Annotated in this window: 20 protein-coding genes; 13 read left to right on the plus strand and 7 right to left on the minus strand. The window is 43.0% G+C overall.

From position 1 onward, the window contains the following. Positions 1-891 precede the first annotated feature (891 nt). Positions 892-1,368, plus strand: coding sequence for an anaerobic ribonucleoside-triphosphate reductase activating protein (gene nrdG / locus B092_RS0101685; RefSeq protein ID WP_018573510.1), 477 nt, complete (start codon positions 892-894; stop codon positions 1,366-1,368). 4 nt (positions 1,369-1,372) lie between these two features. After that, positions 1,373-3,154, plus strand: coding sequence for an anaerobic ribonucleoside-triphosphate reductase (nrdD, locus tag B092_RS0101690; protein ID WP_018573511.1), 1,782 nt, complete (start codon positions 1,373-1,375; stop codon positions 3,152-3,154). Between the two features lie 50 nt (positions 3,155-3,204). Here nrdD and B092_RS0101695 read toward each other — a convergent pair whose 3' ends face one another. The 3 genes from B092_RS0101695 to B092_RS0101705 form a co-directional block, all read right to left on the minus strand. Next, the gene (locus tag B092_RS0101695; protein ID WP_018573512.1) at positions 3,205-4,095 is read right to left on the minus strand and encodes a DNA adenine methylase; all 891 of its coding nucleotides are present in this window, start codon (positions 4,093-4,095) and stop codon (positions 3,205-3,207) included. Between the two features lie 48 nt (positions 4,096-4,143). Next, complete coding sequence (locus tag B092_RS0101700) at positions 4,144-4,905, minus strand: alpha/beta hydrolase (protein ID WP_160115315.1); 762 nt, start codon at positions 4,903-4,905, stop codon at positions 4,144-4,146. 151 nt (positions 4,906-5,056) lie between these two features. Beyond that, positions 5,057-7,192: a TonB-dependent siderophore receptor gene (locus B092_RS0101705; RefSeq protein WP_018573514.1), complete on the minus strand. Its 2,136-nt coding sequence runs from the start codon at positions 7,190-7,192 to the stop codon at positions 5,057-5,059. 110 nt (positions 7,193-7,302) lie between these two features. On the opposite strand from B092_RS0101705, the gene B092_RS0101710 reads away from it, so the two are divergent. The 11 genes from B092_RS0101710 to B092_RS0101765 all read left to right on the plus strand — a co-directional run bounded on the left by B092_RS0101710 (position 7,303) and on the right by B092_RS0101765 (position 14,781). Next, positions 7,303-8,223: a helix-turn-helix domain-containing protein gene (locus tag B092_RS0101710; protein WP_018573515.1), complete on the plus strand. Its 921-nt coding sequence runs from the start codon at positions 7,303-7,305 to the stop codon at positions 8,221-8,223. A 137-nt stretch (positions 8,224-8,360) separates the two neighbouring features. After that, a complete protein-coding gene (gene phnD, locus B092_RS0101720; RefSeq protein WP_018573517.1) occupies positions 8,361-9,311 on the plus strand; it encodes a phosphate/phosphite/phosphonate ABC transporter substrate-binding protein in 951 nt (316 codons plus the stop codon). Positions 9,312-9,332: 21 nt separating this feature from the next. After that, positions 9,333-10,187, plus strand: coding sequence for a phosphonate ABC transporter ATP-binding protein (phnC, locus tag B092_RS0101725; RefSeq protein ID WP_018573518.1), 855 nt, complete (start codon positions 9,333-9,335; stop codon positions 10,185-10,187). A gap of 16 nt (positions 10,188-10,203) precedes the next feature. After that, positions 10,204-11,028, plus strand: a complete 825-nt coding sequence (gene phnE / locus B092_RS0101730) for a phosphonate ABC transporter, permease protein PhnE (protein WP_018573519.1) — start codon at positions 10,204-10,206, stop codon at positions 11,026-11,028. Beyond that, positions 11,025-11,759, plus strand: coding sequence for a phosphonate ABC transporter, permease protein PhnE (gene phnE, locus B092_RS13465; protein ID WP_018573520.1), 735 nt, complete (start codon positions 11,025-11,027; stop codon positions 11,757-11,759). Before phnE (B092_RS0101730) ends, phnE (B092_RS13465) begins: the two co-directional genes overlap by 4 nt. Positions 11,760-12,316: 557 nt before the next feature. Further along, the gene (locus tag B092_RS16075) at positions 12,317-12,469 is read left to right on the plus strand and encodes a hypothetical protein (RefSeq protein ID WP_309473712.1); all 153 of its coding nucleotides are present in this window, start codon (positions 12,317-12,319) and stop codon (positions 12,467-12,469) included. 180 nt (positions 12,470-12,649) lie between these two features. After that, the gene (locus B092_RS0101745; protein ID WP_018573523.1) at positions 12,650-13,165 is read left to right on the plus strand and encodes a rhodanese family protein; all 516 of its coding nucleotides are present in this window, start codon (positions 12,650-12,652) and stop codon (positions 13,163-13,165) included. A 97-nt stretch (positions 13,166-13,262) separates the two neighbouring features. Beyond that, complete coding sequence (locus B092_RS0101750; protein WP_018573524.1) at positions 13,263-13,445, plus strand: YgaP family membrane protein; 183 nt, start codon at positions 13,263-13,265, stop codon at positions 13,443-13,445. A 175-nt stretch (positions 13,446-13,620) separates the two neighbouring features. Further along, positions 13,621-13,743 (plus strand): hypothetical protein, encoded by a 123-nt coding sequence (locus B092_RS15985; protein ID WP_018573525.1) that lies wholly within the window; start codon positions 13,621-13,623, stop codon positions 13,741-13,743. Positions 13,744-13,901: 158 nt separating this feature from the next. Then, positions 13,902-14,111 carry a cold-shock protein gene (locus B092_RS0101760; protein WP_018573526.1) on the plus strand — a complete coding sequence of 70 codons (210 nt, stop codon included), beginning with the start codon at positions 13,902-13,904 and terminating at the stop codon, positions 14,109-14,111. Between the two features lie 241 nt (positions 14,112-14,352). Next, positions 14,353-14,781: an organic hydroperoxide resistance protein gene (locus B092_RS0101765; protein ID WP_018573527.1), complete on the plus strand. Its 429-nt coding sequence runs from the start codon at positions 14,353-14,355 to the stop codon at positions 14,779-14,781. Positions 14,782-14,866: 85 nt separating this feature from the next. On the opposite strand, the gene B092_RS0101770 is transcribed toward B092_RS0101765, so the two are convergent. From B092_RS0101770 to B092_RS0101785, 4 genes are all read right to left on the minus strand, one after another. Continuing rightward, positions 14,867-16,174, minus strand: a complete 1,308-nt coding sequence (locus B092_RS0101770) for an NAD(P)/FAD-dependent oxidoreductase (protein WP_018573528.1) — start codon at positions 16,172-16,174, stop codon at positions 14,867-14,869. 33 nt (positions 16,175-16,207) lie between these two features. Next, entirely contained in the window at positions 16,208-16,975 is a 768-nt protein-coding gene (locus tag B092_RS0101775; protein WP_018573529.1) for an ABC transporter ATP-binding protein, read from the minus strand. An 18-nt stretch (positions 16,976-16,993) separates the two neighbouring features. After that, a complete protein-coding gene (locus B092_RS0101780) occupies positions 16,994-17,758 on the minus strand; it encodes an ABC transporter permease (RefSeq protein WP_018573530.1) in 765 nt (254 codons plus the stop codon). An 89-nt stretch (positions 17,759-17,847) separates the two neighbouring features. Beyond that, positions 17,848-18,852 carry an ABC transporter substrate-binding protein gene (locus B092_RS0101785; RefSeq protein ID WP_018573531.1) on the minus strand — a complete coding sequence of 335 codons (1,005 nt, stop codon included), beginning with the start codon at positions 18,850-18,852 and terminating at the stop codon, positions 17,848-17,850. Between the last annotated feature and the right edge of the window lie 182 nt (positions 18,853-19,034).

The following is a 19,034-nucleotide window of genomic DNA, read 5'->3' on the forward strand; positions in this document are numbered from 1 at the left end:
TATCAAACCTTACTATTTCTTCATAACTTAAGTATAAGCACTTAAAACATAATTTATTTGGCTCACCGTCGTGAAACGGTGACTGCACATTATGCCAAGTGCCCACACTTATCGGTTGTTAAATTGTTAAAGAACATATTGGCTGATTTCAACCAAGTAATTAATCAAACTAAATCGCATCCTAACGATGCACTATTTAATCAATTAATTTGTTGTCATCACCCTGTCACATCCGCCGTTAATAATAAAAACTAGAACTTATTAACTAGTGCTTCGTGAGCAGCAAAGATTTAAATTATGACCCATCTAAATCTCTTTGTCAACACTTTTTATCAAAAACTTTAAATTAATTTAAAAACTTAATTCGAAGTGTTGTTTTTGTCGCAAGAAACTAAAAGTTTCTTTTCATCAACCTCCGGGATAACCCCAGTTGCCTTAGCGACGAAAGATATGAATTATGAATCATTCAAACCTTCTTGTCAACACCATTTTATCAAAACTTAAAAATAATTTAAAACCAATAAATCGATGTTGCTTTTCATCACTCACAGCTTTTTAGTCTCTTAGGGATTTCCCTAATGCGTGAGCAACGAAAGAGATGAATTATGACCCATCTAACTCAACCTGTCAAGCAACTTGTGTGTTTTAACGACAAATTGTGTCATTAAAACATCCTCCCACCTTTATCTCCGGCTTACCCCCCTTCTTGAACCCCTTATATAGAGGCTTTTGCAGTCCCGACAACATTCACAATAACCCTACATTTTATCCACTTTGATCTGTGTCAACACTTGTCTTTCTGTTGCTTGTCACCTTGGGTTAACTTGGCGATAATCCAACTAAACACAATATGCGGTGTTTTATTTATCAGAAAACACAATATGTAGTTATATGAAAAATTTAAGATACCGTCATGAAGAAGTTGTTTGGCTAGAAGTGCCGGGCGAAGTATCGCTCGCCTATCACATCACTGGTTGCCCTTTACGCTGTAAAGGCTGTCACAGCGCAGACACTTGGAAGGTAGGCTCCGGCAAATTATTAACTCCCGAGCATTTTTCCAAACAACTACAACAGTATAAGAACTTAATAACCTGTGTTCTCTTTATGGGTGGCGAATGGCTACCTGAACAGTTATTAACCTATTTACAGTTAGCACAAGAGGCTGATTTAAAGACTTGTTTATATACAGGCTTTGAAAAAGAGCAGGTGCCAGCTGAGTTATTACCGCTCTTGGACTATTTAAAAACCGGTCCTTGGATTCCTGAACGTGGTGGTCTAGATAATCCAACAACTAATCAACGTTTTATAAGCCAACGCAGCGGTGTCCTACTTAATCATCTTTTTCACCCTACCCTACGCAAGGAATAAAGACATGATACGTTTAACTCCAACCCAAATTAGTGATAAGCTCGCTTTTATGCGGAATTATATCTCCGCCCACAATGCTGCGGACGGTTCAACCATGGATGCGAATGCCAATGTAACTCACAAGAACATTGCAACGATGGAGAGCGAATTACTTAAAGACTTCTTCATACAAATCAATCGTGCTCAAGTCAGCGCAAAGATAGCCGAGCTCTTTGGACAAGAACTGGCTGATGAATATATTCGCCAGATAGAGAACCATGAAATCTACGTACATGATGAGACTAGCTTAAAGCCCTATTGTGTCTCTGTCACCTTATATCCATTTTTGCACGATGGCCTGACTAAACTCGGTGGCGAATCCAAAGCACCAAAGCATTTAGATTCCTTTTGCGGCTCCTTTGTCAATTTAGTCTTTGCTATTAGCGCGCAATTTGCCGGCGCAGTAGCAACGGTAGAGTTTCTAAACTATTTTGATTACTTTGCTCGCAAGGATTACGGTGATAACTACCTTGAAACTCACCCGGAAGAGATCGCTAATCATCTACAACACGTCGTCTATAGCATCAACCAACCGGCAGCCGCTCGTGGTTATCAAAGTGTGTTTTGGAATATTTCTGTTTACGACCATTATTACTTTGATGCCATGTTTGGCAACTTTGTATTTCCGGACTTTACTAAACCTGTTTGGGAAAGTGTCGCGCGACTGCAGGACTTTTTCCTAACTTGGTTTAATAAAGAGCGCACCAAAGCCATTCTGACTTTCCCTGTGGTTACAGCCGCAATGCTCACAGAAGATGGCAGATGTAAAGATGACCAGTTTGCCAATCAATTAGCTAAAGAGCTATCGGAAGGTAATTCTTTCTTTATCTACTTATCAGATAACCCTGATTCACTCGCCTCATGCTGCCGTTTACGCAATGAAATTGATGACCACACTTTCTCTTATACCTTGGGTGCAGGAGGTGTCGCCACCGGTTCAATTAATGTTATCACCATCAATATGAACAGGCTGGAACAAGATGGGCGAGATTTAGCGGTTGAAGTCGATAAAATCCATCGCTATCAATATGCGTACCGTCAATTGATGGAAGACTACTTAAAAGCAGGTATGCTCTCAGTTTATGATGCCGGTTTTATTACCATGGATAAGCAATTTCTGACGATTGGTATTAATGGCATGGTTGAGGCTGCCGAATCTCAAGGCATCAAGGCCAGTTACAACCCTGAATACATTGAGTTTGTCCAAAGCCGTTTAAAGACTATTTTTGATGCGAACAAAATCGCCTCTGCTCACTATGGGGTGCGCTTCAATACCGAGTTTGTTCCTGCTGAAAACTTAGGTGTTAAAAATGCAAAATGGGATGCTGATGACGGTTATAAAGTTTCTCGCGAATGCTATAACTCCTATTTCTACCCGGTCGAAGACGAAAAGGTTAATGCTTTGGATAAATTACTCTTACACGGTAGTGAGTTAGTTGATTGGCTGGATGGCGGCTCGGCACTCCACCTAAATATGGACGAAGCGCTAACCAAACAGGGCTATCGCTCTCTATTTGACATTGCTGCTCGTACCGGTTGTAATTATTTTTGCATTAACGTAAAAATCACCATTTGCAATGAGTGTGAGCACATCGATAAGCAAACCTTACAGTTTTGCAGCAGTTGCGGCTCAAGCGACATCGATTATGGCACACGCGTCATTGGGTATTTAAAACGCGTTTCTGCCTATAGTGAAGGCCGTCGTCGCGAACACGCCTTGCGCCACTATCATCGTGATGCCGCTTAACGCTTATTAAACTTCACTAAAAAGGCGCTCCTTTATATTAGGGGCGCCTTTTAGCTTCCTATGACCAATATCTCCAACACATTCGCCCTACCCTCAGCCTTAGCTGAAATAGCACGCCGAGCATTAATTCTCAGCAAACGGTACTCTATATATAGTTCATCAAAAAAATCATCACTTGCTTGGGTGTTTTTAGGATCGGAATTGCTTAAAATAAACTTGGCTTTTTTCGCATGAATCTGATCACAAAAACGTGCTAATCGTATTTGCTCGCTATCATCAAAGGCAGTTTTGGCATAGGAGGTAAAAGTCGACGTGGTAGACAATGGTCTGTAGGGACTATCAAAATAAAATAACGTCCTCTCATCTGCAAAACTGAACGTCTCGGCAAAATCACCCAACAAAATCTCGGTGTCTTGTAAAAGCTCACTTACTTTCAGCACATTATGCTCATCAGCTAATTTAATACGCTTTTTCTTACTAAAAGGCACATTAAACAGCCCGCTGCTATTTACTCTATAGAGACCATTAAAGCCAAGCTTATTTAAAACAACAAATAAAGCCGCATGCTCTGGACTCGCATCCTGCGCAACGATACCTTGATTAAAACTCTCTCTCGTTGAGTAATAAAACTGCTCCCGCCTCTCATCACTTGGCAAGGCATTAAACTCCGCTTCAATGTCCCGCAATAATATTAGCAGCTCATTGCTCTGATCTCTGAGCTTAAGATAGAGGTTAATCAGCTCAGGATTAACATCAGATATCACCTTTTCTTTGAACTGAAATTGATTACAGACGGCAAAAAACATACCGCCCCCACCAACAAAAGGCTCAACATAACGATCAAAAGAATCCCAATCAATAAAGTCTTGGGATTCCTGAATAATAGTTGTGGACAATCGGTATTTGCCACCTGCCCATTTAATCACTGGCTTGGCAATCATACTTTGCTTTGTAACATTGAAAACTACCTAAATATATACCACCCTAGTTTATCGTAAATTTTTCTGTAAAAACCTTAGACCATCTAAAACTGACTTATAAGCGACCGTACCATGCGATTCGCCGGCATAGGTCGCAAACTCGACGGCCACCCCCTCAGCTTTTAATTGCTGATAAAGATTCTGAGCCTGACCCGTCATATCGCGATGTCTTCGTCTGGCATCATCACGCGCTGCGACTGCCTCTAACTCTCCAACGGTAATCCGTACATATTTATGATGTGTTTGCTGCCAACTATCGGCAAAGTCAAGGATACGCTGTTTGTGCCACCAGATAGACGGGCTTGATAAAACAAAATAAGTAAATCGGGAGTCTTGATGCAATAAATCATAGAGCCCATAAAGTGCACCGAATGAATGCCCATAAATTGCTAATTTCGATAAATCTAACTCAAAGTTAATCGCTAAATAATCCGTGAGTTCGTAATTTAGGAACTCATAAAAGCGGTCACCCTGTCCGTAACTCTTTCGCTCCTCCTCAGTCGCATCCTCTCGTAGTGGCGGTGTGTAATCCAAAGAACGCTGCTTAATATCGAGCAAGTTATCTGCGGAATAGCCTACACCGACGATTAATAAAGACAGCGCATTGTCTTTCGCCGGGCTTTGCGAAAGCGCCTTAGCAAAGGTTACTACACTAGAGAAATAAGCATCGCCATCTAAAACAAATAAGACGGGGTAGCCGCTGTCAGGTTTAGGACCAAAAAGTGCCGTTTGAATTCTATACCTTCTTTTTGTTGCTTGTGATTCAACCATAATCTCTTTAGCAAAACTTAATTCAACGGGCTCAGGCTCGCTTAGCACCCCTAGCGGACCCCTTGTCTGGGCTACCGATAAGGGTGCAAAAGCCATTAGAATTAAAAAAATGAATCCTCTCATCTACCTGATTAATTTTAATAACACGATTTTAGAAACGATAACTGATATTTACTTTTGCCGTCCTTTCTTTACCCGGGATATTAAAGGTATTAAACGAACCGACGCGCGCATAGTATTTGCGGTTTGCCACGTTATCCACGTTTAACTGCAACTTCAAACGCTCTGTCAGCTGATAACTTGCCATCACATCGATGGTAGCATGGCCCGGCCCTCTAACCCCCTGTGATGATTCAATCGACGTCATCGCATTAATACCGGCCCCCAACACCAGCGCATGCGTTACATCGTAGGTCGACCATAAGTTGAAAGTATGACGCGGCATCAGCAAGAAAATCCCATCATCGCGCGTGGTTGAGCCCACCTCAATATCACTGTCGAGATAACTATAACCTGCATGTATACGCCATTTATCTGTTATTTGGCCGCTTACTTCAAACTCCGCCCCTTGCATCACACGCTTTCCAAGCGCAGCGAATTGAGCGTTATTGGCGGGGATACTGGCTGCAGCATTTTCATCGCGCATTCGATAGAGAGAAAGACGTACATTTAGGGCATCATAGAAAAAGGCCCCTTTATAGCCCAACTCAACCTGACTGCCATGACGAGGTTTAAGTAGCTTATTATCAACACCTAACGACTCTTGTGGACGATACAAAGCAGAATAACTGGCATATAGGCTATTTTGCTCATTAAGATCGAGTACTACCCCACCGTAACCGGTAAACTTAGTATCACTTCTATTGTCTTTATCAACGCCATCGCCAGACTGTATCTCATAACGACCAAGACGTCCGCCTACAATCACCGTAAAGTAATCAGTAGGACGCATGACAAATTTAGTATATAAACCGCTTTCTTTAAGCGTCGTTTCTGTCAACGAATGACTAAAACCGGCAAGACCTGCTTTAGCTGAACCCATTAAATCAACATAAGCAATACGCTCAACGTCCGTGTAATGCACTTTACCTAAAGAACGCGCTCGCGCTTGATCATAATCGGTATTGGCATAGTGATAGTCCGCTCCGACCACCCATTCATTAACTGTCGAACCTAGTCTAAATGAACGGCTATAACTCGCATCAATGCTAAAACTTTCTTGCTTAATTAACGTCCCAAGCCCGGTAACAGCAACAAAACCCTGCGTATCTAAGGCGCTACCGGCAAAAGTATAATTAGAGTCTGCATGACGATCAGAATAACGCGTAGACACTTTAGCAAAAGAACCATCCGCAAAGTGATGCTTTAAATCGGCAAATACGTCATGGCTATCCATCGTAAAATCATTCCACGAGCTGCCGACAAAGGTCTGATCGGGCAATGGCAACACACTACCATCAGCCTCTGTGGGTAGACCATTAAACGGAGTAATTTTACGCTGCTGGTAGAGATAACCTAAACCCAAGGTAGTCGATGGGGAGATATCCCAATCCAATGCCCCATAAAAAGTCTCATGGTGGTTATTATTTTTAGCAGGACGCGGAGACTCACCTGAGGTTTGAGCCACTATGCGCCCTCGCACTGTCCCACTACTATTTAATGGTCCGGAAACATCACCATCAACTACATAATAATCACGCGTACCATACCCTAAGTTAAAAGCCCCCTGTAACTCTTTGGTTGGGCGCTTACGAACGAAGTTTACCACCCCACCCATCTCACCGGAACTATCAAATAGACCACTTGGGCCGCGCAGCACTTCCACACGGTCAAAGGCAATCAGGTTCGGCAACGTACCATTAATACTTTGCATTGGTGCAGTCAGACCATCAATACTATATTCATCATACTCATAGCCACGAGCATAGACCGAAGAACGACCATCATCATTACGCAATACCCGTAAGCCCGGTGTACGCTCAGCCAGTTGGTCAAAGGTCTTGACATTACGGTCACGAATCTGAGCGCTCGTAATAATACTGACCGATTGCGGAATTTGACGCACCACTGTTGGTAGCTTAGAGCCGACTGTGGCAGCGTAAGAGCTGTAATCTCGTGTATTGTCAGTCACAATGGCATCATATTCACGCTCCGTGACGACATGAAGCGTCGCTAAGTCAACAATCTCACCCTCATCATTTGTTTGAGCTGACTGCGCATAAACCATCTGGCCACCGAACACTACATAGCATCCGAGCAAAGCACGTAAGTACGTTAATTTAAACATTTTTCCCTCACAATAAAGTTAAGAAAAATTTTAAATGATTCGTTACAATAATTGAGAACGATTCTTATTTAAGAAGCGACAATGTATATTGATTTGTGGACAAACGGTAAATGACAAGCAAATTCTTCCATAGTGATCACCTAGTTTGGTTAGTTAATCACGATCAGGCACATGACTTTTTAGAGGGGCGATACTTTTTTAGACAGCTTAACAGTGGGCTGAGCATTCATGGTGGTACGCTATGCCCCAGTCAATCCCTCAAATCAGGTCGCATCATTAATCGCTACGTCAATCTCATCGTCCTACTGGAAGGCAGCCTACGCTTTGCCATTAATGAGCAGCGCTACGATATTACAGCCGCCTCTCATGGCAAGCTGATTTTAATCACACCTGACAACAACAGTTTATTTACCCGCTACTTAGTCAGTGGCGAACAAAGTACTAAAATCGCTATCAAGGGGATAGACCGTTGGATCGATGATGACGATCAACACCACTACCCGGGCCTCTATCAACAGGCCGTACGCATTCGTGAACTGGATGCTCAACAGCGTCACTTAAGCCTAAACTTTTTACAACAAACCATGAGCCCCTCCCCCAGTTCGTTAGTACTTGACTACTCCGCTCTCAAGCTGCTCGATCAGTTATGGGAAAATTTTGCCAGTGATTGCGCCCAACACGAAGCCATCGCTCGAATTAAGCCTCAGCACGAGTTTATCAGGCAGCTCACCAACGCATATCAACCCCGCTTAAGCGCACAGGAATTGGCTGATTATCTACACCTTAGCGAACGCACACTGCAACGTCGTATTAAAAGCCATTTTAATTGCAGTCTTCGTGAGTGGATGCATCAGCAAAAAATGATCTTGGCACTTAAGCTCCTCGTGCAAAATCAACTCAGTATTAGTGAGGTGTCTTATGAGTGCGGCTATCAGCATGTGTCCAACTTCGGTCAAGCCTTTAAGAAATTCTTTGACTCCACGCCAGCCGAAATACAGCGTGCAAACACATCAAAAAGCGCTACCAATTAAAGAGTAAGTTTTTACTTAGCTTGGCATCACACAACAGCGGCAACACCATTTTTTGATTCATGAAACTGCAACAATGGCCTGTTAACATTTTGTCACTAAGTAATATCTCTTTAATTACGATCTGATAAGGATTTAACATGTTTAAATTGAAAAGCATTGCGTTAGCTGCTTTATTAGCCGCACTCCCCTTGAGCAGCCAAGCTTTAGATACCCGCTTTACTGACGCTGATGGCGATTTAATTGCAGATGCGCCCACCGATCCTAAAGACTGGCTTGACCCATCAACCCTCGTCTTTTCCTATACCCCGGTTGAAGACCCTGCTGTTTATGCCGAGGTGTGGAAAGAATTTATTGATCATTTAGCCAAGGAAACCGGTAAAAAGGTACAGTTCTTCCCGGTACAAAGTAATGCTGCTCAATTAGAAACCATGCGCGCAGGTCGTTTACACGTTGCCGGTTTTAACACGGGTTCTAACCCATTAGCAGTCAACTGCGCAGGTTTCGTACCATTTGCCATGATGGCTTCCAATGATGATCGCTACGGCTACGAGATGGAAATCCTTACTTACCCCGGTAGCGGGATTGAAAAAGTAGAAGACATTAAGGGCAAGAAACTTGCTTTTACCTCTGAGACATCTAACTCAGGCTACAAAGCCCCTTCTGCTTTATTAAAGCAAGAATTTAAAATGGAAGCAGGTACAGATTTTGAACCTGTATTTAGCGGTAAGCACGACAACTCAATTTTAGGTGTTGCCAATAAAGATTACCCGGCCGCTGCCATTGCCAACTCTGTTTTGTCTCGTATGCTTGAGCGCGATGTGGTAAAGAGCGAGCAATTAGTATCAATTTACAAATCTCAGTCTTTCCCTACCACCGGCTATGGTTACGTTTATAACTTAAAGCCCGAGTTAGCTGAAAAGGTTAAAGAAGCCTTCTTTAACTTCAATTGGGAAGGTACCGGTTTAGCTAAAGAGTTCAACCCGGTTGAACCTCCTCAAGAAAAATTCATGCCTATTTCTTATAAAGAGCACTGGCAAGTTGTCCGTGATATCGATGCGGCAATGAATGTTAGTTACGAGTGTAACTAATCCATCTTAAAGGTATATTTAATGCTTAAAATTGTTGACCTAGAAAAGCGCTACAACAACAGCATGGTCGCGCTTCATGGGATCAACCTCGAAGTCCAATCAGGCGAGGTCATCGGCCTGATTGGACCTTCGGGCGCAGGTAAATCAACACTCATCCGTTGTGTAAACCGCTTAGTTGAACCCACAAAAGGCACTATTTCTCTCCAGGACAACGACCTTTGCAAGCTATCAAAAAATAGCTTGAGATTAGCGCGCCGTCGTATCGGCATGATTTTCCAAGAATACGCATTGGTTGAACGCTTAACCGTCATGGAAAATGTACTCTCCGGACGCTTAGGTCATATGGGCTTTTGGAACAGTTGGTTCCGGCGTTTTAGTGCCGAAGATATTGCTCAAGCGTATGAGCTTTTAGATCGTGTCGGCCTTAAGGGCAAAGAAAACGTTCGCGCCGACGAATTATCCGGTGGTCAGCGCCAGCGTGTTGGTATTGCTCGTGCCCTTATTCAAAAGCCCGATCTCATGTTAATTGATGAACCAACCGCCAGTTTAGACCCCAAAACCTCACGTCAAGTAATGCGTTTAATTATTGAGCTCTGCCGTGAGAATGGTCTTGCTGCTATTGTGAATATTCATGACGTGGTATTAGCCACTGAATTCCTGCCTAGAATTGTTGGTCTACGCGCCGGTGAAATTGTTTTTGATGGTCCTGCCAAAGACGTAAATACGGATGTACTCAATCAAATTTACGGTGATGAGGATTGGACGACGATCAGTAAGAAACTCGCCTCTCAAAACAAAACAGACAGCGATGATGACGAACTAAACGTCGCTGAAGGCTCATACCGGGCGTTAACATCTGCTACTGGAGCAGCTTAAACCATAGTCGATTGTTATGCAAAACCCCGCTACTTTATTAAAGCCGCCTGCTTATCCTACCCAATGGAAAAAGCCACCCTTTATCAGCAACCCTATCCTGCGCTACACCTTAATCATCGGCGCTATCGTTTACTTAATATTAGCGATTGGCTCATTGGATATTAACTGGCTACGCCTTAGTCAAGGATGGGAAAGAGCTTGGGTGTTTGTTAAAGGCTTTTTAACTCCTGACTTTACCACGCGTGGCACTGATATTAGGCAAGGCATGGTAGAGAGCTTAACCATGGCCTTGACCTCAACGGCTGCCGGCATTGTCATTTCAATTCCTATTGCCGTCGGTGCTGCAAAAAATTTAAGTCCTCATTGGATCTATTATATTTGTCGTGCCATTATCGCTCTCTCCAGAACACTTAATGAAATTATTGTGGCTATTTTCATGGTTGCTTTATTTGGTTTTGGCGCCTTTGCAGGCTTCCTAACCCTCGCCTTTGCCACGATTGGTTTTTTAGCGAAATTATTAGCCGAGGATATTGAAGAGATTCAAGCCTCTCAACTCGACGCCTTAAAAGCAACCGGTGCCGGATTCCTACAAACACTCGACTTTGCGGTTTTAAGTCAATGTCTACCACGTTTAGTCGGGTTATCACTTTATCGTTTAGACATTAATTTCCGTGAGTCTGCCGTTATCGGCATTATCGGAGCCGGTGGTATTGGTGGCACTCTAAGCACAGCGATGGACCGCTATGAATACAGTTCAGCCGGTGCGGTCTTAATTTTAATTATCGCTATCGTGATGATTGCTGAATACGCCTCTAGTTGGGTGCGCCGGAAAATGCTATGAGTAATGTCATTAATCTAAATTCACTGGCAACGGCCAAATGGAATAAACGCACGCCCATACAAAACGCAGCGGTCTTTATGATCTGGTTCATCAGTATCGCCTTTGTCGTCTGGTGCTTTCAAGTCATGACCAAAGACACCATATGGGCTTTTATCTACGACGCTCCACGTCAAATGCAGGACATTGGCGCCCGTATGTTTCCTCCAAACTGGACATCCATCAACGAGCTTTGGTCACCGTTGTGGGAAACACTCAATATTGCGACCTTAGGCACACTATTAGGAACAGCCATGGCGGTACCTGTGGCCTTTTTGGCTGCGCGAAATACAACGCCAAGCAGCACCTTATTACGCCCTATCGCTCTATTTATCATTGTTTCTTCACGCTCTATTAATTCCTTAATTTGGGCCTTATTATTAGTGTCTATCCTAGGTCCCGGCGTTTTAGCAGGCATTATAGCTATTGCACTCAGATCGATTGGCTTCATCGGTAAGCTGCTCTACGAATCAATTGAAGAAATTAGTCCCACAGCAGTAGAAGCGATTGCAGCGACCGGGGCCTGTCGCCCTCAAGTGATTGCTTGGGGAATATTCCCGCAAGTAGCACCGACCTTAGCCGGTATTACGGTATTTCGTTGGGATATTAATATTCGCGAATCAACGGTACTCGGCTTAGTGGGTGCCGGCGGTTTGGGTTTAAAACTAAATGCCGCTTTAAACACGCTGGCTTAGCCTAAGGTCAGCATGATTTTAATCGTGATTTTTGCAACTGTCGTTATCAGCGAGTGGATCACCATGAAGGTTAGACAAAAGCTGATTTAATTTCCACAGACAAATAAAGGGTCTGATTAGGCCCTTTATTCAATTAACGCTCTAAACCTGCGATGCGCCTAAAACACCTAATCCTCACCCCTGCCGCTACCTTAGGTAAAAGCTCAGGTGATAGCCAGCACGGCTTATTCAAACTAGTAATCAAGCGCAGCTCATCGGAATTAATACCCAAAATAGACTGCGTCATTACGAGCTAAAACAGCCAGTTACACTAGCAAGAATTGAGTTTAAATATCTAATTATTAATAACAACTAAGCAGATTTTTTATCGCGTCATAATTTAGAAAAGTGTTATATATTTACAAACGTTACAAACTGAATCTCATTAGAAACGACTAAAAACCTTTAACTAGTTGCATGGACAGTAAAATTTAATATTAAGACGAATCTATTGCCATTTAGCTATTGATTTTTAAATTAGAATGTGCTAAATTAGGTCATTCTCAGATGTTATGAATATGCAAACTTTATCATTAGAAACGCTGACCGAAGAGGCCCCCGACTTTATCAAAACCTTAGGTAACCAGCATCGACTATTACTATTATGTTTATTAGTCGAAAAGGGTGAGCTTAACGTTGGTCAAATTTACCAACACTCAAGCCTAAGTTAATCAGCCTTATTTCAGCATATTGCAATTATGCGCGAAGAGGGTCTGATCAGCTATCGCCGTGAGGCTCAAACCCTTTACTATCGCATTGCTCATGATAGAGTTTATAAAATCGTTTCCAATCTAAAAGAGATCTTCTGTCCGTAAACTCGGGTTCTTAAATTTTTATTAGAGACCATTTTCATGACTTTACAAATCATTTCTCCAGATAAAGCTGCCGACTTAGTTAAAGACGGCGCAACCTTAGTTGATATTCGCTCAGCTGGTGAATATGGCCATCGCCATATTCCTGGTTCTAGCAACCAAACAGTAGACCAAGTGTCTACTAGCTCATTACCAACTGATGGCGTGGTTATTTTCCTGTGTCAATCAGGCATGCGCACTCGCACCAATGCTAATAAATTAGCTGCGGCCGCTAAAAACTGTAAAGAGTACTATATCTTAGAGGGCGGTATCGACTCTTGGCAAAAACAAGGCTTAGCTGTTGAGGTTGCTCCTAACGCACCTTTAGAGTTACAACGTCAAGTACAAATCGCTGTTGGCATCATGGTTATCCTAGGTGTTGTACTTGGTACTTGGGTTAACCCTGCTTGGTATATTTTAAGTGCTTTTGTTGGTTCTGGCTTACTTATGGCTGGCGTGACTGGCTTCTGTGGTTTAGCACGCCTACTTATGTTAGCGCCGTGGAATCGAGTCTAAGCAATAATTAATTAAGTTAATCACAAGTGTTGACACAATAGTCTGTACTTGTATTGAGTTTGACAAAGTTGTTCTCCAATCACTTAAAGGATATGTTATGAACAAAAACATTGGTAGCGTAGATCGTTTGATCCGTATTATTATTGGTATCGTTTTAATTGCTTTAACCATCAACGGCAACATCGGTGTATGGGGTTGGATTGGTATTATTCCATTAGCAACAGCATTAATTAACTTCTGCCCACTTTACCGTATTCTTGGTTTTTCAAGCCGTAAGTAATTACTAGCTAAAACCACTTTTCTCGACCCGAATCTAATTTTATTTAGATTCGGGTTTTTGTTGTCTACCACGTTTAGTCGGTTTATCACTTTATCGTTTAGACATTAATTTCCGTGAGTCTGCCGTTATCGGCATCATCGGAGCCGGTGGTATTGGTGGCACCCTAAGCACAGCGATGGACCGCTATGAATACAGTTCAGCCGGTGCGGTCTTAATTTTAATTATCGCTATCGTGATTTTTGCAACTGTCGTTATCAGCGAGTGGATCACCATGAAGGTTAGACAAAAGCTGCTCTAAAACAGTCATCTGATCAAAAACTTAAACGCTACAGTGGGTAGAGACAAAGCTTATTTACCACACTGTCCTTAACAAACAGAACATTTGTAACATTACTAGCATTGCTTATATATAGCTGTCATACTGTGCTTTAGTCATTTTTATATTTAGGATTTACATTGAAAAAAGAAATAGGTATTGTGAAGTGGTTTAACAGCGAGAAGGGCTTTGGTTTTATCATGCCTGAGAATGGCGGTAAAGACCTCTTTGTTCACCACTCAGAAATACTAGCTGATGGATACAAGACACTCGAAGAAAATCAACGCGTTTCCTTCGTTGAAGGAATGGGCCAGAAAGGTCCTTGCGCTACTCAAGTTGAAGCAGTTTAGTCGATTGATGCATATTAGTGCATTCTCTGCTTAAACAGCAGGAGCAGTAATACAGATAGGTCAAAGCTTATACATTTAGCTTTGACCTATTTTTTTATTCTATCTCGTTTATTTAGCTATCAATCATCCGTCAAATGATGCAAAATAGTACAGGTACCGGAAGTTTTAGGAGATATCAACTTAGCCTCCCTAAACTACCAGTCTTCCAGTAGTTCAAACCACTCTATAGGAAAGCTACACCATGTCTATTGAAAAAGTCCTTTACACTGCATCTGCTACTTCAGTTGGTGGCCGCGAGGGCCGCAGCACCTCTTCTGACAATGCCTTAGACGTACAGTTATCAACACCAAAGGAGCTTGGTGGCGCCGGCGGACCAGGCACCAACCCTGAGCAATTATTTGCTGCAGGCTACTCTGCTTGCTTTTTAGGCGCACTCAAACTGGTTGCCGGCAAGCAAGATATTAAATTGCCTGAGGATACGTCGATTACCGCTGAAATTGGTATTGGTCCAATTCCTACCGGCTTTGGCATTGAAGCCAAACTAACTATCACCGCACCGGGCGTTGCTCGCGATACGCTACAAGCACTGGTCGATGACGCTCATATCGTTTGCCCATACTCCAACGCGACACGCAACAATATTGACGTGACGCTAGTCGTTGCTGATTAATCTTTTTAAATATAATGGCCCTATCAACTTGGGTCCCCATAAAAAAGAGGCGGTAGCTCATAAGTCTATCGCCTCTTTTTGTCACTTAGCGCTCTAAACCGGCAAGCCTTCTAAAGCGGCTTATCGCAGCGCCTACCACCACTTTGCGCAAAGGCTCAGGTGGCAACCAAGTCGGCTTATCCAAACTCACCACCATTCGTAACTCCTCTGAGTCGATTCCTAAAATAGACTCAGCAAGTAATTTGCCATAGATGGTTCCCTTGAGTACACCGGCACCATTACAACCAACAGAAGCAAATATATTAGGACCCAACTGACCAAAGTACACAGCACCATTACGGGTTAGAGCCGTCACACCACCCCAGACATAAGCAAATTCGTAATCGTTAAATTCAGGGTAACGATGTCGTACACTTTTGAGAAGAATTTCTTTTACTTTAAAAAGATTTTCAGGTCGCTCATAAGAGTATTCTGTGCGCACTAACAAGCGACGGTCTTGAGTTAACCGCAAGGTCGTACCTAAACGATTGGCCGGAATTAATCCCCACTCTTTGTCCGCACCCAACGCATTTAAATGCTCGTCGTCCAACTCACCGGTCATACCGGCGTAAGTATAAATAGTGATTAAACGGTCCTTGAGATAGCCGAAGTTCTTGGCAAAACCATTATTGGCCAAAATAATGGCATTACTCTTATAGTTGTGAGTTAGCGTACGTACGGTGTACTCACCCTTTTTGTATTCAAGACTACTCGCAGGACAGCGTTCAGCCAGCGTGACATTTGGCGGTAAAGAATCTGCCAAACCGCGTATCAGCGCCGCAGGCTGAACCAAGACATTGGTATCAGAATGCAACCCAAGGCGGTAATAAGGTGAGCCAATACGATACTCCAGCTCATCCTTACTAAGCAGCTTGGACGATATGCCCCACTGCTTAAGCTCATCAGCAAGCTGACGTATACCGCGTTCGCCCTTAAGCGTCGCAGCACCGTGGTACTTACCGATATCACTCCAAGCACAATCAATCTGATGCTCATCAACAAGAGACTTAAGCCAATCTTTGCCCGAATTAAGAATCGCAATCTGCTTTTTAGCAAATTCAATTTCCGCATCGTGTCCGGACATTTTTGTATTGTGTGGTACATTAATTAAAAAACCGGAGTTACGGCCTGACGAACCCTCACCTACTACTGAGCCCTCTAGCACCAAAATTTCCAACTCAGGTTTAAGTAGCGCGAGCTGACGAGCCGCTGCTAAACCTGTATAGCCCGCACCGATGACGATAAAATCGTACTTTTTCCACGATGATGGTGGCGAACTTATGCTGCGTGGGGGCAGTAAGGCATTCCATCCGCAAACAGTAGCGTAGGAAGGGAACATCTCTTTTGACGACATTTATTACCTAACTCCTATAAAAAAGCAATAATACTATTGGCCTTGACCTTCGAGGCCTTTCATGACCTCTTCTTGCACCACGTCCCAAACCTCAGACTTGATGTCGTTATAGCGCTTAGACAACTGTACTTTGGCATTGCGCGGGTGTGGCAAGTCATTAACGATATCCTTAACAATCCGACCGGGCTTAGCACCCAATACAATCATTCGTGTAGATAATAATAGCGCTTCATCAATCGAGTGGGTAATAAAAACAATTGTTTTACGATTTGCTTCGTAAATTCTAACTAATTGCTCTTGCAACACCTGTCGTGTCATTGCATCAAGTGCAGCAAACGGCTCATCTAATAAAATAACATCAGTGTCATTAGCCAACACGCGTGCAATCGCTACTCGTTGACGCATACCGCCGGAAAGCTCTTTAGGGAAAGAGTTTTCAAAGCCACTCAGCCCGACCATATCAATATACTTTTTAGCTCGCTCTTCACGCTCAGCCTTGGCCACGCCCTTGAGCTTTAAACCAAAAGCCACATTTTGCATGACAGTCTGCCAAGGAAATAAAGCATACTGCTGAAACACCATGCCACTACCGGGATCGACATCAGTGACAGGGGAACCATTAACCACCACGGAACCTTCGCTAGCTTGCTCGAAACCTGCAATTAAATTAATCAGCGTGGACTTACCACTACCGGAAGCACCTAGCAATACAACAAATTCGCCCTCTTCAACATGCAAATCGAGGTCTTTCAGTACGACTAAATCACCATATTTCTTAGTTAAATTATCGATTTTAATCATTAAAAAACTTCCTCTTAATTACTTCCAAGCTAAGATTCGTCGCTCAATACGACGTAAAACCGCATCAAAAACCAATACTGTTAAACTAATCAGCACCATGCCTAATACCACGGTGTCTGTCTGGAAAAACTCCTTACCATTCATAATCATAAAGCCAAGCCCTTCTTTGGCTGCAATTAATTCGGCAGAAATAACGCAAGTCCACGCTAGACCTAAAATAATTTTAAAGCCAATAATAATTTGTGACAGACTTGCCGGTAAAATTACGTGCCACATAACCTGAATACGTGACGCACCCATATTGCGGGCAGCTAAAATCAATACATTATCAACGTTACGCGTTGCGTCAATGACATACAGTAAGGCCGGTGCGATCGTACCCATAAAAACAATACTGTATTTTTGAGTTTCAGTAATACCGAACCATAATAAAGATAATGGAATCCAACTCATTGACGGCAAGGGACGCAACAAGGAGATAATCGGATCAAAAACAGCACATGCACGGCGGGAAGTACCTAAAACCAGTCCTAATGGAATCGACACTAAGACCGACATTAAAAAGCCAACCATGACACGACGAGTAGAGGCAAGTACGTTAGCAACTAAGGCCCCGTTTTCAAAGGTACGTACAGCGCGTTCAAACACAGCGCTTGGGGAAGGCAGGAAAATAGGATCGATTAAGCCGAAACGGGTCGCTAACTCCCAAATCCCAACAAACACCACGATAGAAATGGCGCTAATTGTAAATAATGAATACTTTTCTGAACGCGAGTTGTTCATATATGTCCTCTTTTAAAAATATAAGAGCCGAACAGTAATCAGTTAGTGATACTATTCGGCTTTTAACAAACTATTTTAAAAAACGGATATTAACGAATAAAGTCGCTATTAATCCAATCCTTGACTTGTGGTGACTTATCAATTTGACCATACTCGACCAACATGTCGGCCAATTTCTGTAAGCCCTCAACAAATAAAGTGTCAGCACCAATCATCTCTTGTTGCTGCTCAAAACTATACCAGTCTGCATCTTTAATTGTTTGCAACTGATCTTCTTCCGACATTTGAGTAAGACCACTCAATACAGACACAGCAGCATCAGGATCTTTGCCTAACGACTCAGTCGCCGCAAAATATACTTTCGCGAAGTCCTTGACAATCTCCGGGTTGCGATCGGCGAAACGCTTACTCACCACTAATACGTCAGGACCGGGAGTCACGCCATAATCCTTAAACAAGCTAAAGTCAGTATCGTCGGCAATTAACTTCACACCGGGAAGATTAGAGACTGTATTAAAGTACGGTGTCCAGGTAGCCGCTGCATCGATCTGCTTAGACTGAATCGCCGCAGGAATTTCAGGCGCCGGGATATTAATTACATTAATATCGCGCTCGGTGAAACCGTGCTGATCCATGAGGTCTAATACCAAGGTGTGCGCACTGGACGCAAAGGTCGTACCGATGGTTTTGCCCTTGAGGTCCTCAAAAGACTCTATACCCTCGACCGCAAAAAGCCCTTCAACACGACCGAAGTTATCAGGTACACCAATCACATAAAAGCGATTTACGCCTTGAGCCATTAACGCAATGGCAGATACGACTCCGGTACCCGCAACATCAATATCACCACTCATCAGCGCGCTCATGCGGCCTGATGACGTACCAAAGAACTCCCAACCAACGTTAAGATCTGCTTTGCTAAAGTCACCATTTTCTTTAGCGTAATAAACAGGATAGTGGCCTAACCAAGCAGAACCTCCATAATTAATTTCACGGCCTTGAGCAAAAACAGCTAAGGGGCTCGTCGCTAAACCGATTGCTGCACCGGTTAAAGCTGAGGTTTTAATAAACTTACGTCTATTCCAAGAATTCATGTAACAATCTCCTCTTTTGTAATCGGATAGTGCTTTTCCTATTGCATTGTCATGCATAAGTCTGTAAAACAATACGCTTTGCGTACTGTCTTGATGTTCATGTTGCTTACATCATTTACAAACAGTTATCTGGTAATGCACAAGATTAAACAGTTAAGTCATGGCTTGAGACAGTATAATTT

Origin of the sequence: Oligella ureolytica DSM 18253, assembly GCF_000373745.1 — a bacterium.
GTDB classification, from domain to species: domain Bacteria; phylum Pseudomonadota; class Gammaproteobacteria; order Burkholderiales; family Burkholderiaceae_B; genus Oligella; species Oligella ureolytica.

Coding starts and splice junctions, on each gene's coding strand:
- nrdG (WP_018573510.1), top strand. CDS start 892: ATGAAAAATTTAAGATACCGTCATGAAGAAGTTGTTTGGCTAGAAGTG.
- nrdD (WP_018573511.1), top strand. CDS start 1,373: ATGATACGTTTAACTCCAACCCAAATTAGTGATAAGCTCGCTTTTATG.
- B092_RS0101695 (WP_018573512.1), bottom strand. CDS start 4,095: ATGATTGCCAAGCCAGTGATTAAATGGGCAGGTGGCAAATACCGATTG.
- B092_RS0101700 (WP_160115315.1), bottom strand. CDS start 4,905: ATGGTTGAATCACAAGCAACAAAAAGAAGGTATAGAATTCAAACGGCA.
- B092_RS0101705 (WP_018573514.1), bottom strand. CDS start 7,192: ATGTTTAAATTAACGTACTTACGTGCTTTGCTCGGATGCTATGTAGTG.
- B092_RS0101710 (WP_018573515.1), top strand. CDS start 7,303: ATGACAAGCAAATTCTTCCATAGTGATCACCTAGTTTGGTTAGTTAAT.
- phnD (WP_018573517.1), top strand. CDS start 8,361: ATGTTTAAATTGAAAAGCATTGCGTTAGCTGCTTTATTAGCCGCACTC.
- phnC (WP_018573518.1), top strand. CDS start 9,333: ATGCTTAAAATTGTTGACCTAGAAAAGCGCTACAACAACAGCATGGTC.
- phnE (WP_018573519.1), top strand. CDS start 10,204: ATGCAAAACCCCGCTACTTTATTAAAGCCGCCTGCTTATCCTACCCAA.
- phnE (WP_018573520.1), top strand. CDS start 11,025: ATGAGTAATGTCATTAATCTAAATTCACTGGCAACGGCCAAATGGAAT.
- B092_RS16075 (WP_309473712.1), top strand. CDS start 12,317: ATGCAAACTTTATCATTAGAAACGCTGACCGAAGAGGCCCCCGACTTT.
- B092_RS0101745 (WP_018573523.1), top strand. CDS start 12,650: ATGACTTTACAAATCATTTCTCCAGATAAAGCTGCCGACTTAGTTAAA.
- B092_RS0101750 (WP_018573524.1), top strand. CDS start 13,263: ATGAACAAAAACATTGGTAGCGTAGATCGTTTGATCCGTATTATTATT.
- B092_RS15985 (WP_018573525.1), top strand. CDS start 13,621: ATGGACCGCTATGAATACAGTTCAGCCGGTGCGGTCTTAATTTTAATT.
- B092_RS0101765 (WP_018573527.1), top strand. CDS start 14,353: ATGTCTATTGAAAAAGTCCTTTACACTGCATCTGCTACTTCAGTTGGT.
- B092_RS0101770 (WP_018573528.1), bottom strand. CDS start 16,174: ATGTCGTCAAAAGAGATGTTCCCTTCCTACGCTACTGTTTGCGGATGG.
- B092_RS0101775 (WP_018573529.1), bottom strand. CDS start 16,975: ATGATTAAAATCGATAATTTAACTAAGAAATATGGTGATTTAGTCGTA.
- B092_RS0101780 (WP_018573530.1), bottom strand. CDS start 17,758: ATGAACAACTCGCGTTCAGAAAAGTATTCATTATTTACAATTAGCGCC.
- B092_RS0101785 (WP_018573531.1), bottom strand. CDS start 18,852: ATGAATTCTTGGAATAGACGTAAGTTTATTAAAACCTCAGCTTTAACC.